Here is a 13,561-nt window from a genome sequence, read left to right as displayed (position 1 = left end):
CGGCCCGATCTCTGGAGGTTCGTTGTCCGCGACGCCCGAAAGTCCCGGTATCGATGCGTCCGCTGTGGACGCGCTGCGCGAGGAACGGCTCGACTGGCGGTTCAAGGGCGTTCCGGCGGAGGCGTTCGGCCGCACCGCGGGGGAATTCCTGAGCGGCCGCCCGCGGCTCTTCGACGCCGGGTTCGTCGGCCCGCTGCTGGTGCTGGACGATTCCGCGCTCACGCACAACCTCGCGACGATGGCGCGCTGGTGCGAGCGGCACGGCGTGCTGCTGGCCCCGCACGGCAAGACGACGATGGCGCCGCAGCTGTTCCGCCGCCAGCTCGACCACGGGGCGTGGGGCGTCACGGCGGCGAACATCAGTCAGCTGCGGGTGTACCGAGCGTTCGGGGTGCGGCGGGTGCTGCTGGCGAACCAGCTGCTCGACCCGGCGGGGCTGGCGTGGCTGGCCGGCGAGCTCGACCGCGACCCGGAGTTCGAGGTGAGCTGCTGGGTGGATTCGGTCGACGGGGTGCGGCTGATGACCGAGGCGCTGGCCGGGCGCGGTTCCCGGCCGTTGGACGTGCTCGTGGAGCTCGGCTGGGAAGGTGCGCGGACCGGTGTGCGGTCCGTCGCGGAGGCGGTGGAGGTGGCGCGAGCGGTCGCGGAGTCGCCGGCGCTGCGGCTCGCGGGCGTCGGCGGTTACGAGGGTGCCGCGGCGCACGGCACCGCAGCCGCCGCGCTGTCCACTGTGGACGACTACATGGCGCGGATGCGGGAGGTCGTCGGCGAACTCGCGCGGGCGGAGCTGTTCGGCGAGGTGCAGCGGATCATCGTCACCGGCGGCGGCAGCGCCTACTTCGACCAGGTCGCCGAAGCCTTCGCCGCCGCGTGGCCGACGGCGAAGCCGGTCGATCCGGTGCTGCGCAGCGGCGCCTACGTGACCCACGACGACGGGCTGTACCGGCGGAACTCGCCGTTCGGCAGGCCGCACCGGCTGGCGGGCGAGGAGTCGCCGTTCCGCCCGGCGATGCGGATCTGGGCGCAGGTGACCTCGCGTCCCGAGCCGGGGCTGGCGCTGGTGACGATGGGCCGCCGGGACGTCTCCTTCGACCAGGACCTGCCGGAACCGCAGGTGCATCGCGGCAGCGACGGCGTGGTGCGCGAACTGCCCGGCTGCAAGGTCACCTCGCTGGCCGACCAGCACGCCTTCCTCGCGGTGGACGAGCCCGGGCCACGGATCGGCGAATGGGTCGGGTTCGGGTTGTCGCACCCCTGCACGGTTTTCGACAAGTGGCCGCTGATTCCCGTGGTGGACGGCGAAGAAGTCGTCGACCTCGTCCGCACGTTCTTCTGAGTCCGTCGCCGGGCCAGGCCCGGCCGCAGCCACGCGCCCGATCGGAGGCCAGCCATGGCACCGGAATCCCACCCCGGCACAGTTTTCCGCGCGGCGACGGTGGTCGACGGCACCGGAGGGCCCGCGTACCGCGGTGACGTCGTCGTTTCCGGAGACCGCATCACCGCGATCGGCGAGCCCGGGACGCTCGGCGCGCGGCACGTGGTGGACGCGGACGGGCTGGTGCTCGCGCCCGGGTTCATCGACATGCACTCGCACTCGGACCTGCAGATCCTCGCCGAACCGGACCACCTGGCGAAGGTTTCGCAGGGCGTGACGCTGGAAGTGCTCGGCCAGGACGGGCTCTCCTACGCGCCGGTGGACGACGCCACGCTTGCCGCGCTGCGCACGCAGATCGCGGGTTGGAACGACGATCCGCCCGGGTTCGACTGGAATTGGCGCAGCGTGCGGGAATACCTGGACCGGCTGGACCGCGGGATCGCGGTCAACGCCGCCTACCTGGTGCCGCAGGGCACGTTGCGGATGCTGTGCGTCGGGTTCGACGATCGGGAGGCCACCGGCGACGAGCTCGCGGCGATGCGGCGGGTGCTGGCGGAATCGCTGCGCGAGGGTGCGTTCGGCATGTCGTCGGGGCTGACCTACACGCCCGGCATGTACGCACCGACCTCCGAGCTCGCGGAGCTTTGCCGGGTGGTGGCCGAGCACGGCGGGTTCTACAGCCCGCACCACCGCAGCTACGGCGCGGGCGCGCTGGCGGCCTACGAGGAGATGATCGAGGTCAGCCGCTGGTCCGGCTGCGCGCTGCACTTGGCGCACGCCACGATGAACTTCGAGGTGAACCGGGACCGCGCCGCCGACCTGCTGTCCATGGTGGACGGTGCGCTGGCGGACGGGGTGGACATCACGCTGGACACCTATCCGTACCTGCCGGGCGCGACCTCGCTGCACGCGCTGCTGCCGAGCTGGGCGGCCGAAGGCGGCGTCGAGTCCACTTTGGAGCGACTGCGGGATTCCGCGGCGCGGGAGCGGATCCGGCACGTGATGGAGGTGGACGGTTCGGACGGCAACCACGGCGTGCCGATCGACTGGGACAGCATCGAGATCAACGGCGTGCGCGATGCGGGCAACACCGGGCTGGTCGGGCGCAGCATCGCCGAATCCGCCCGCACGGCGGGGAAAGCTCCGGCCGAGCTGTACATGGACGTGCTCGTGGACGAACGCCTCGGCACGTCCTGCCTGATGCACGTCGGACACGAGGACAACGTGCGCACGATCATGCACCACCGCGCGCACACCGGCGGCAGCGACGGCCTGCTCGTGGGCTCGCGGCCGCATCCGCGCGCGTGGGGCACGTTCCCGCGCTACCTGGGGCACTACGTGCGGGAACTCGGCGTGCTGAGCCTGGAGGAATGCGTCGCGCACCTGACCGCGCGCGCCGCCGACCGGCTCGGCCTGCCCGACCGCGGCCGGATCCGGGAAGGCGCGGCCGCCGACCTCGTGCTGTTCGACCCCGACACCATCGCCGACACCGCGACGTTCGACGACCCGCGCCGGACCGCCGACGGCGTGCACCGCGTGCTGGTCAACGGAATCCCGGTGCTGGAACACGGAAACCGCACCGAGGCGCTTCCCGGGCGCGCCCTGCGCCGCAACCCCTGAATCCGAGGAGTCCACTGTGTACAGCGTTGTGCACTGGCTGCAGCACGACACCGCCGGGCTGCTGACGTTATCCGCGGCCGCGATCGCTGCGCTGCTGACGATGATCATGCGGTTCCGGGTGGAGCCGTTCATCGCGCTGATCATCACCGGGTTGCTGCTGGCGCTGGCCGCCGGATTGCCGGTGCGCGACATCGTGGGCTCCGCGCAGAAGAGCAGCGAATCCCTGCTGGAGAACGGATTCGGCAGCATCCTCGGGCACATCACCGCGATCGTCGGGCTCGGCGCGATCCTCGGCGCGGTGCTGGAGAACTCCGGCGGCGCACAGTTGCTCACCCGCAGGCTGCTGGCGGCGTTCGGGCAGCGGCGCGCGCCGCTGGCGATGGGGCTGGCCGGGCTGGTGTTCGGCGTTCCGGTGTTCTTCGACATCGGGATCTTCGTGCTCGCGCCGCTGGTCTACGTCGCGGCCCGGCAGGGCGGGCGGTCGATCCTGCTGTACTGCCTGCCGCTGGTGGCGGGACTTTCGATGACGCACGCCTTCCTGCCGCCGCACCCCGGGCCGGTGGTTGCCGCCGGGCTGCTCGGGGTGGACATGGGCTGGCTCATCATCATGGGGCTGGCCTGCGGACTCCCCGCGTTCGTCGTGGCGGGCGTGCTGTACTCGTCGTGGATCGGCAACCGCATCCACCTGCCGGTGCCGGAAACGGCGGGCGAACCGCCCGAGGACGCCGGCGAACCGCCGCTCGGCGTGGTGGCGCTGGTGATCGGCTTGCCGGTGCTGCTGATCCTCGGCGGCACCTTCGCAGGCATCACGCTGCCGCCCGGTGCCGCGCTGGACGCGTTGACGTTCCTGGGAAATCCGGTCGTCGCGCTGACCATCGCGGTGTTGATCGCGTTCTGGCTGCTGGGCACGCGGCGCGGCCTGGGCGGGGCGGACATCGCGGAGCTGACCGCGCGGGCGCTGCGGCCGCTGGGCATGATCCTGCTGGTCGTCGGTGCGGGCGGATTCTTCGGCGAAGTGCTCTCGGAAACCGGGGTGGGCGATGCGCTGGCCGGATCGTTGCAGGCCACCGGACTGCCGGTGATCGCATCGGCGTACTTGATCAGCTCCGGGATGCGGATCGCGCAGGGCTCGGCGACGGTCGCGATCGTGACCACCGGCGGCATCGTCGCGCCGCTGCTGGCCGGATCCGCCTACTCGCAGCCGCAGCTGGCGCTGGTCGCGGTCGCCATCGGCGCCGGGTCGATCATCGCCTCGCACGTCAACGACGGCGGGTTCTGGATCATCTCGCGGTACTTCGGCATCCCCGTCGCCGAGATGCTCAAGACCTGGACGGTGCTGGAGACGATCCTGTCGCTGAGCGCGTTCGCGGTGGCGGCCGGGCTGAGCGTGCTGATCTGAGCGCGATAGTCGCCGATCCGCGTCGCCGCCGGACTCCACGCCGGACCGTGGTTCCCTCTCCTGTCCCGCCGACTGACGCGCACCGTCCAGGACAGCTGCGCTCATCTCGGTGGCCGTACCGCGTGCGAGCCTTCACGACTGCCGCTGAACCTGCGGCGCACCCGCGCGCGCCCGCAGCATGAGCGCGAGCACCGAGGCCGCCCCGGCCGCGAGCGCCGCGGTCAGCAGTGCCGCGCGGTGCGAACCGCCCGACCAGCCGACCAGTTGACCGGCCACGGCGGTTCCGATGCCGTTGCCGCCCCACATGCAGGTGGTCAGCCACGCGAACGCCTCGGTGCGGTGCTCTGCCGCGGCCGCGCTGCCCAGGACCAGCTGGTGCAGCGTGTCCCGCATCCCGCTGACCAGCCCGAGCAGCAGCAGGACCACGCCCGCGAGCACCGGTCCGGACGTCGCCGCCACGATCGCCAGCAGCAACGCCGAAACGGCGTGCAACGCCACCAGGCGCGGGCGGGCGGCGGTGTCGCGTTCCCGCATGCCGTAGCACAACGCGCTGAACACGGCTCCGGCCGAGAAGACGCTCAGCAGCACGCCGGAGGCTTCCGGCGCGGCGGCCGAGGTCGCCAGCGCGGACACCCCCACCAGCAGGCAGCCGAAGGCCACCATGTCCGCCGCGGCCATGCCGAGCAGCACCCGCACCCGCCCTTGCGCGAGCGGGCCGAGGAAGCCGCGAACGCCACGGGTGCGGACACGCTCGGCGGGCGCACGCAGGCCCGGCACTGCGATCAGCACGCCGAGCGCGGTGCAGACGCCGGCGACCCCGACCGCCGCGACCGGCGCTGCCAGCGCGAGCAGGCCGGAGACCACGAGCAACCCGCCCACGACCATCGTCTCGTTCAGCACCGCGTCAAGCGCGTAGGCGGTGCGAAGCTGCTCGGCGGGCAGGATCCCGGGCCAGCTCGCCCGGATCACCGGCGCGGCAGGCGGGGCGCTGCCTCCTACCCCGATCGCTGCCGCGATCAACAGCGCCGGACCGGCCTGCGCGGCCAGCGCCAGCACCGTTGCCGCGCAGGCCAGGACGTGCACGACCAGCAGGGCGAGCAGCACCGCGCGCGGCCGGAAGCGGTCCACCAGCCTGCCGGAAACCGGCACGCACACCGCCAGGGCGACCGAGAACCCGGTCAGCACCAGGCCGCCGATCGCGTAGCCGTGGGCGGCCGCGGCCGCCAGCAGCAGGCTCAGGTTGAGGATCGGCGGGGCGATCCGGGTCAGCGCGACCGCGGCGAACAAGCGGGGAACTCCCCGGTGTCCGAACAACGCTCGATAGGCCCGCATACGCCCCCAGATCTCTGCGCCGGCCTTCTCCGGTGGCCTGGTCCCCAGTGCTTCGTTGCCGGCCTTGTCTCGTTCCCCGGCAGTGCCTTGATCCCCGGCGATGCCCGGTTCCGGGAGGCACTTCGTTGCCGGCTGAGACCTGTTCCCGGCTGCCCTGTGCCTGCTGCCCCCGTCCCGGTCCCGCAACGACCGGTTCCCCAGTTTCCGGTCGGCGTCCGCGGTTGTCCCATCGACAGGCCGGAGTCGTTCAAGATCACCCGCACGGGTCCGAGCGGCGCCCGCGGCAGAGCAACCGGGGCGCCGCTCGGCACGGCCCGCCTCAGCGAATGCCTTCCGGCCAGGACGGCCACGCCATGACGATCACCTCCTCCCCCGCTCGCGGGGACACCGAACGCGCCGGTGCGGCGCGTTCACGCCGGAATCCGCCGCTACGGCGCGAAGGCCGGGCGGCGGTCGATGCGGGCGCGGACCTGCTCGGAACCGAAGTGCCGATCGAGCGTGCGGGCGGCCTCGGCCCACTGCTGGACGGTGCGCACACCGGAGAGGACTTCGACGACGAAGGGGTCGCGGCGGCGCTGAAGCGCACGCTGCCAGAGCACGTCGCCCGGTTCCGACAGCAGCGTGCCGACGGTGCCCTCGTAAACGGGCATCGCCCGCACCGCACCGTCGGGTTCGACCTGGACCACGGGCAGCTCATCCGGTGCGTCCGGTCCCATCCGCAGCTCGAGGTTGTCGGTGCAGCCGACCTGCACCGAATCGGGCGCCAGCGACTGCAGGCGGCGCGGCAGTTCGGCACCGCCGAGCGCGGACATCTGCTCTTCGCTCAGCAATTCGTGCTCGCCGAATCCGGTGCGACTGGCCAGCCCGGCGGGGACCACCGCGCCGAATTCGAGCGCGCTCAACCGCGGGAATCGCGGCGCGATTTCCGTGCAATACCGCTCCAGCTGGTCGAAATTGCTCCGCAGCACGACGCCGTCGACGCCCATTTCGGCGCGCGCGCCCGATTCGATGGCGCTATCGAGCATGGAAAGCGCGGACATCGCCGCGGCGAACGAGCCCGGTCTGCCCCGGATGCGGTCGTGCACCTCCGCAGTCGCTCCGTCGAGGCTGACCACCACGGTGTCGCAGACGCGCAGGAGTTCGCCGACCATCTCGGCCCGCAACGACCACCCGCCGGTGAACAACGCGACCTGCACACCCGCGGAGCGCAACCGCGCTGCCACCTCGAAAATGCCGTTGACCAGCAACGGTTCGCCGCCGGCCAGCGCGACGGACTCCGGACCGAGTTCGATGATCGCGTCGGTGACGCGCAGCAGCCCCTCCCGGCCGAGCCGCCGCGACGGCCTCCTGCCCGACTCCGAGTAGCAGTGCACGCACCGCAGCGGGCAAGCGTAGGTGACGTCCCAAATCACTTTCTGCGGACCGGCCGCCGAGCCGCTCATCATTCCCTCCGAACCATTCCGCAACGCGCCGAATCAGCGCGCAAGCCGAACCGGCGGAAAACCGTGCAGACCTGTCAGACACAGAGAATACGAGCGGGAAAACCGCGCAACAATACGCTGAACGAATGAGGAGAACGGCGACGAAATACAGCGCAATGCAAATGCAACAATAATCCTGAATCATGCACAGCAGGATGCATCACTGCAGGCCGGGTGAACGCCGCATTCCGGTGCGGTCGGGCAAGAACCCGCGCCCCGGCCCGCGGTGTCCCCGCGAGCCGGGACCGCGGCTCAGCTCTCCGCGAGCATCGGCGCCAGGAAGCGGCCCGTGTAGCTGCCGTCCACCTCGGCGACCTGCTCCGGGGTGCCCTCGGCGACCAGCTCGCCGCCACCGGAACCGCCCTCCGGGCCGAGGTCGAGCAGCCAGTCGGAAGTCTTGATGACGTCCAGGTTGTGCTCGATCACGATCACCGTGTTGCCCTTGTCGACCAGCCCGTTGATCACGCCGAGCAGTTTGCGGATGTCCTCGAAGTGCAGTCCCGTGGTGGGCTCGTCGAGGACGTAGACGGTCTGGCCGGTGGAACGCTTCTGCAGCTCGCTGGCCAGCTTCACCCGCTGCGCCTCACCGCCGGACAGCGTCGGCGCCGGCTGGCCCAGCCGCACGTAGCCCAGCCCGACGTCCACCAGGGTCTTGAGGTGCCGGTGGATCGCCTTGATCGGCTCGAAGAACTCCGCGGCCTCCTCGATGGGCATGTCCAGCACCTCGGCGATGGTCTTGCCCTTGTAGTGCACTTCGAGGGTCTCGCGGTTGTACCGCGCACCGCCGCACACCTCGCACGGCACGTACACGTCCGGCAGGAAGTTCATCTCGATGCGCAGCGTGCCGTCGCCCGCGCACGCCTCGCACCTGCCGCCCTTGATGTTGAACGAGAACCGGCCCGGCTGGTAGCCGCGGACCTTCGCCTCCGTGGTGGCCGCGAACAGCTTGCGGATGTGGTCGAACACGCCGGTGTAGGTCGCCGGGTTCGACCGCGGGGTGCGCCCGATCGGCGACTGGTCCACCTGCACCAGCTTGTCCACGTGCTCCAAGCCCTTGATCCGGGAGTGCCTGCCCGGGACCTGGCGCGCGCCGTTGAGCTTGTTCGCCAGGCTCGACGCCAGGATGTCGTTGACCAAGGTGGACTTGCCCGAGCCGGACACGCCGGTCACCGAGATCATGCAGCCCAGGGGAAACGACACATCGATCTTGCCGAGGTTGTGCTCGCGGGCACCGACCACGGTCAACTGCCGCTTCGGGTTGCGCTCCCGGCGGCTCTGCGGCAACGGGATCCGCTTGCGGCGGGCGAGGTAATCGCCGGTCAGCGACTCCTCGTTGTCCAGCAGCTGCTTGTACGGGCCGGAGTGCACGACGTGGCCGCCGTGCTCACCGGCGCCCGGCCCGATGTCGACCACCCAGTCCGCGCTGCGCACGGTGTCCTCGTCGTGCTCGACGACGATGAGGGTGTTGCCCAGGTCGCGCAGCCGGCTCAGCGTCTCCAGCAGCCGGTGGTTGTCCCGCTGGTGCAGCCCGATCGACGGTTCGTCCAGCACGTAGAGGACGCCGACCAGGCCGGACCCGATCTGCGTGGCCAGCCGGATGCGCTGCGCCTCACCGCCGGACAGCGTCCCGGCCGCGCGGTCCAGCGACAGGTAGTCCAGGCCCACGTCCAGCAGGAACCCCAGCCGGGCCTGCACCTCCTTGAGCACCCGGCCGGCGATCATCTCCTCCCGGTGGCCCAGCACCAGGCCGTTCAGGAAATCCGCGCAGTCCTGCACGCTCAGCGCGCTGACCTGCGCGATCGAGAGCTCGCCGCGATCGGCGCCCTGCATGGTCACCGCGAGGATCTCGGGCTTGAGCCGGGTTCCCTCGCAGGCCGGGCAGGGCACGTCCCGCATGTAGCCCTCGTACTTCTCGCGGGCGTAATCGGACTCGGTCTGCTCCAGCCGCCGCTCCAGGAACGGGATCACGCCCTCGTAGGAGGCGTAGTAGGAGCGCTGCCGCCCGTAGCGGTTCCGGTAGCGCACGTGCACCTGATCGCTGGTGCCGTGCAGGACCGCCTTCTTCACCTTCGTCGGCAACCGCTTCCACGGGGTGTCCATGCGGAAACCGACCGACTCGGACAGCGAGGTCAGCAGCCGGGTGAAGTACTCGGCGGTGTGCCCACCGGCCCACGGCGCGATGGCGCCATCGCCCAGCGGCAGGTCCTCGTCCGGCACGACGAGCTCGGGATCGACCTCCTTGCGGATGCCGAGCCCGGCGCATTCCGCGCAGGCGCCGTAGGGCGAGTTGAACGAGAACGAGCGCGGTTCCAGCTCGTCCACGCCCAGCGCGTGCCCGTTCGGGCAGGCCAGGTGCTCGGAGAAGCGGCGCTCGCGGTTCGGGTCGCCCTCTTCGACGTCGACGAACTCCAGCACCACCAGCCCGTCGGCCAGCCGCAGCGCGGTCTCGATCGAATCGGTGAGCCGCTGCTTGGCGTTCGCCTTCACCGTCAGCCGGTCCACGACCACGGCGATGTCGTGCTTCTCCTGCTTCTTCAGCTTCGGCGGCGACTCCAGCTGGTGCACCTCGCCGTCCACCCGGGCGCGCGCGTAGCCCTGCGACTGCAGCTGCTCGAACAGGTCGACGTACTCGCCCTTGCGGCCGCGGATCACCGGGGCGAGCACCTGGAAGCGGGTGCGCTCCGGCATCTCCAGCACCTGGTCGACGATCTGCTGCGGGGTCTGCTTGCTGATCGGCTCACCGCAGGTCGGGCAGTGCGGGTTGCCCGCGCGGGCGTAGAGCAGCCGCAGGTAGTCGTGCACCTCGGTGATGGTGCCCACCGTGGAGCGCGGATTGCGGCTGGTCGACTTCTGGTCGATCGACACCGCGGGCGAGAGGCCTTCGATGAAGTCCACGTCGGGCTTGTCCATCTGCCCCAGGAACTGCCGCGCGTACGCCGAGAGCGACTCCACGTAGCGCCGCTGGCCCTCCGCGAAGATGGTGTCGAATGCGAGGCTGGACTTGCCGGAGCCGGACAGCCCGGTGAACACGATGAGGCTGTCGCGCGGCAGGTCGAGGTCGATCCCGCGCAGGTTGTGCTCACGGGCGCCGCGGACGACGAGGCGGTCGGCCACTGTGATCCCTTCGGAGGTTCTCGCCGGTTCGGTGCAGGCACGCCCGGACACCGCGCCTGCGGGCGGTACCGGTCACCGGTGGGACTCGGAGTGCTTCCCCAGCCGAATGGTCCCACCGGGGGCCGTGCCGGTTCCGCGACCCCGCCGGTGCCCGGAGGCCGCGCTCGCGGACCGCCGGTACCGGCCCGGTGTCCCGGGTTGACGGCAGCTGGGCCGAACCCGGACATCTCGGGCCGGACATCCGGTTTCGGAACATCCCGGCCGGGCCGGTCGCGGTGCGTCCCGGTGACGCTCGGACGTCGCCGCGCCATGCTAAGCCGAGGCACCGACAATTCCTGGAATCCCGGACTCGTCCCTCGTCACACGGCTCTCGCACGCACAACGCGGGCGGCCGCGGCGGGCATTCCCGGCCCGGCGGCGCCTGCCCCGCCCGCCGCGACGATACGCAAATTCCCCCGGAATGGGCACTGTCGGCCCGGCCACGTCTGCCCCTACCCTCGGACACCCCTCGTGGGTCCGGAAATTCGCTGCACAAGTCAAGGAATTGCCGATGGCTGACACCGTCCTCGGCGCCGGCGGCGCGCACGCGCCCACCGGAGCCCCGCAGCCGACCGAACAGGTCACCGCCGCACTGTCCGCGATCGAACGCAGCACGCAGCACCTGCTGGCGACGGCCGAGGCACTCGACGACGCGAGCGTTCGCGCGCCGAGCCTGCTGCCCGGCTGGCGGCGCTCGCACGTGCTGACCCACCTCGCCCGCAACGCCGACGGCCTGGTGAACCTGCTGACCTGGGCGAAGACCGGCGCGGAGCACCCGATGTACCCGAGCGCCGCGGACCGGGCCGCGGACATCGAGGAAGGCTCGGTGCGCCCGCACCGGCTGCTGGTGGAGGACCTGGCCGCCGCGCACGGCCGGTTCGCGCACGCGGTTCGCACGCTGCCCGCGTCGGCATGGGAAGCGGAGATCGATGCCGGCGGCGAGCCGATGCCCGCGCGTCACGTGCTGCGCAAGCGCCTGCTGGAGCTGTGGGTGCACTCGGTCGACCTGGACTGCGGCCTCGGGTTCGACGAGATCCCCGGCGCGGACGCCGAACAGCTGCTGGAAGACGTGGTGCAGCGGTTCGGCGGCCGCTCGGACGTGCCCGCGGTGACGGTCGTGGCGGACTTCGCCGACGGGCGCACCCGCTCCTGGGAACTGCGCGGCACGACCTCGGTGCCCGCCCAGGTGCGCGGCACTCCCGGCGCGCTGCTGGGCTGGCTGCTCGGCCGGGAACGCGGCGAGCAGCTGGAAGGCGAAGTGCCCGACCTGCCGACGTGGCTGTGAGCCGCACCTCGCGCAATACCGATAGGGTTCGCGGCGTGGAGTACACCGGACACGTGGAACCCGGCGGAGCGCCCGCCAAGCGGGTGCTGGACGCGCTGACCGTCACGAAGCTGTCGGTCGGCCCGATGGACAACAACGCCTACCTGCTGACCTGCCGCCGCACCGGCGACGCGCTGCTGATCGACGCGGCGAACGACTCGGAGCGGCTCGCGGACCTGCTCGGCCACGACGACGACCGGCCGCGGCTGCGCACCATCGTCACGACCCACCAGCACCCCGATCACTGGCAGGCGCTGGGACCGGTCGCGGGCCAGACCGGCTGCTACACCGTGGCGCACCCGAAGGACGCGGCGGAGCTGCCGGTGCCGCCGGACCGGCTGGTCGAGCACGGCGAGACGGTGCAGGTCGGCGAGTCCGCGCTGGAGGTCATCCACCTGCGCGGGCACACCCCCGGCTCGATCGCGCTGCTCTACCGCGACCCGGCCGGGCATCCGCACCTGTTCACCGGGGACTCGCTGTTCCCCGGCGGGGTGGGCAAGACGAACTCGCCGGAGGACTTCCGGTCGTTGCTGGACGACGTCGAGAACCGGGTGTTCGCGGAGCTGCCGGACGACACGTGGTTCTACCCCGGGCACGGCGACGACTCGACGCTCGGCGAGCAGCGGCCGCAGCTCGCGCAGTGGCGCGAACGGGGCTGGTGAGCCGAACACTTCCGCAACGGGGTCGTCCGCATCGGCGGGCGGCCCCGTTTTCGTCGTGCGAGCCCGTCTCGCACGTCAGCAGCGGCCGCGCAGCGCGTGCGACGAGGCATGTGACTGAGCAGACCGCGCAGCGGCACTGACACCCGAACTGAAGTTAGCCTACCCTTACTTTCATGAAGATCTGGTGAGAACACCCGCGAACAGCAACGACGACGCCCTGCCGAGACCAGCCCGGGGTGCGCGAACGGCGCACCCCAGGCTGAGGCGGGCTCACCGGTGCGGGTTCACAGCGACAGGTCGACGGTGAAGTCGTCGCCCTGGTCGAAGTAGTTCGAGTCGTCCAGCGACGGCGAGTAGGTGTCGACGATCATCTTGTTCGCGTCCACGTCGAACTGCAGCAACCGCAGGTAGCCCAGGCCGCCCTCGTCGGCGCTCTGGTAGTCGGCCAAGATCTCGGAGACCTTGCGGCCGCCGCCGAGGTCCTTCTCGTTGTGCGCGACGCCGTGGTTGTGCCCGCACAGCACGGCCTTGACGTTGTCGTGCGGCTTGACGATCCGGTCGAAGATCTCCTGGCCCTGCTGGTCGTAGGAGCCGTCGGTGTTCAGGTAGGCGTGCACGTTGACGATCGCGGGCACGTCCGGGTGCTCGGCGAGCACGCGCTGCGCCCAGGCGAAGTCCTCCTCCTGCATGTCCCAGGTCAGGTACAGCATCATGACCTGCTTGCCGCCGACGTCGACCAGGTCGAAGTGCTGGCGGTTGTCCTCGCGCTGCTCGCCGTAGACCGGGGAGTCCGCGAAGCGCTCCTGCCCGAAGTAGTTCTCGTAGTTCTCGCCACCGCGGTCGTGGTTGCCCTCCACGACGCCGTACGGCAGCCCGGCCTCGTCCAGCTTCTGCATGCTGGCGTCGGCGTTCTTCCACTGGTTCTCGAGCAGGGCGCTGTCGACGATGTCGCCGGTGTGCGCGGCGTAGCCGATCTTGCGGGCCTCGGCGTTCTCGGCGAGCCAACGGGTTTGGTTGTCGAAGTGCTCGGGGTGGCTCGCGGAGTAGTACTGCGTGTCCGGCAGCCAGGCGATCGCGGAGTCATAGGTGCTCGGGTCGGGCAGTTCGTTGGCCTTGGTCCCCGCGAAGGCGGTGGGCGCCGCCAGCGCGGCCACGGCGCCGAGCGTGGTCGCGGTGAGGGCGATGGGCAGACGGCGGTGCGGTTTCACGGCGGCT

At 71.1% G+C, this 13,561-nt stretch carries 9 protein-coding genes; 5 read left to right on the top strand and 4 right to left on the bottom strand.

Annotation, left to right across the window (positions count from 1 at the left end):
* Positions 1–22 precede the first annotated feature (22 nt).
* The 3 genes from INP57_RS21535 to INP57_RS21525 are packed head-to-tail and all read left to right on the top strand — an operon-like array spanning position 23 to position 4,394.
* On the top strand, positions 23–1,336 hold the full coding sequence (locus tag INP57_RS21535) for an amino acid deaminase (RefSeq protein ID WP_233627979.1): 1,314 nt from the start codon (positions 23–25) through the stop codon (positions 1,334–1,336).
* Positions 1,337–1,390: 54 nt separating this feature from the next.
* Entirely contained in the window at positions 1,391–2,995 is a 1,605-nt protein-coding gene (locus tag INP57_RS21530; protein WP_200072091.1) for an N-acyl-D-amino-acid deacylase family protein, read from the top strand.
* 16 nt (positions 2,996–3,011) lie between these two features.
* Positions 3,012–4,394 carry a GntP family permease gene (locus tag INP57_RS21525; RefSeq protein ID WP_200072090.1) on the top strand — a complete coding sequence of 461 codons (1,383 nt, stop codon included), beginning with the start codon at positions 3,012–3,014 and terminating at the stop codon, positions 4,392–4,394.
* Positions 4,395–4,526: 132 nt separating this feature from the next.
* Here INP57_RS21525 and INP57_RS21520 read toward each other — a convergent pair whose 3' ends face one another.
* The 3 genes from INP57_RS21520 to uvrA all read right to left on the bottom strand — a co-directional run bounded on the left by INP57_RS21520 (position 4,527) and on the right by uvrA (position 10,321).
* Positions 4,527–5,681 carry an MFS transporter gene (locus INP57_RS21520; protein WP_200072089.1) on the bottom strand — a complete coding sequence of 385 codons (1,155 nt, stop codon included), beginning with the start codon at positions 5,679–5,681 and terminating at the stop codon, positions 4,527–4,529.
* Positions 5,682–6,154: 473 nt separating this feature from the next.
* Positions 6,155–7,168: a radical SAM protein gene (locus tag INP57_RS21515; RefSeq protein WP_200072088.1), complete on the bottom strand. Its 1,014-nt coding sequence runs from the start codon at positions 7,166–7,168 to the stop codon at positions 6,155–6,157.
* Positions 7,169–7,459: 291 nt separating this feature from the next.
* Positions 7,460–10,321: an excinuclease ABC subunit UvrA gene (uvrA, locus tag INP57_RS21510; RefSeq protein ID WP_200072087.1), complete on the bottom strand. Its 2,862-nt coding sequence runs from the start codon at positions 10,319–10,321 to the stop codon at positions 7,460–7,462.
* 550 nt (positions 10,322–10,871) lie between these two features.
* Here uvrA and INP57_RS21505 point away from each other — a divergent pair.
* Together INP57_RS21505 and INP57_RS21500 are read left to right on the top strand one after the other, a co-directional pair.
* Positions 10,872–11,645, top strand: coding sequence for a maleylpyruvate isomerase family mycothiol-dependent enzyme (locus tag INP57_RS21505; protein WP_200072086.1), 774 nt, complete (start codon positions 10,872–10,874; stop codon positions 11,643–11,645).
* A 35-nt stretch (positions 11,646–11,680) separates the two neighbouring features.
* Positions 11,681–12,346 (top strand): MBL fold metallo-hydrolase, encoded by a 666-nt coding sequence (locus INP57_RS21500; RefSeq protein WP_295141118.1) that lies wholly within the window; start codon positions 11,681–11,683, stop codon positions 12,344–12,346.
* 284 nt (positions 12,347–12,630) lie between these two features.
* Here the strand turns inward: INP57_RS21500 and INP57_RS21495 are convergent, their stop codons facing one another.
* A complete protein-coding gene (locus INP57_RS21495; RefSeq protein WP_200072085.1) occupies positions 12,631–13,554 on the bottom strand; it encodes a metallophosphoesterase in 924 nt (307 codons plus the stop codon).
* Positions 13,555–13,561: the final 7 nt, after the last annotated feature.

The sequence above is a fragment of the Saccharopolyspora galaxeae genome (genome assembly GCF_016526145.1).
GTDB classification, from domain to species: Bacteria; Actinomycetota; Actinomycetes; order Mycobacteriales; family Pseudonocardiaceae; genus Saccharopolyspora_C; species Saccharopolyspora_C galaxeae.
This window is presented reverse-complemented; position numbering and strand designations above follow the sequence as displayed.

Coding starts and splice junctions, on each gene's coding strand:
- INP57_RS21530 (WP_200072091.1), top strand. CDS start 1,391: ATGGCACCGGAATCCCACCCCGGCACAGTTTTCCGCGCGGCGACGGTG.
- INP57_RS21505 (WP_200072086.1), top strand. CDS start 10,872: ATGGCTGACACCGTCCTCGGCGCCGGCGGCGCGCACGCGCCCACCGGA.
- INP57_RS21515 (WP_200072088.1), bottom strand. CDS start 7,168: ATGAGCGGCTCGGCGGCCGGTCCGCAGAAAGTGATTTGGGACGTCACC.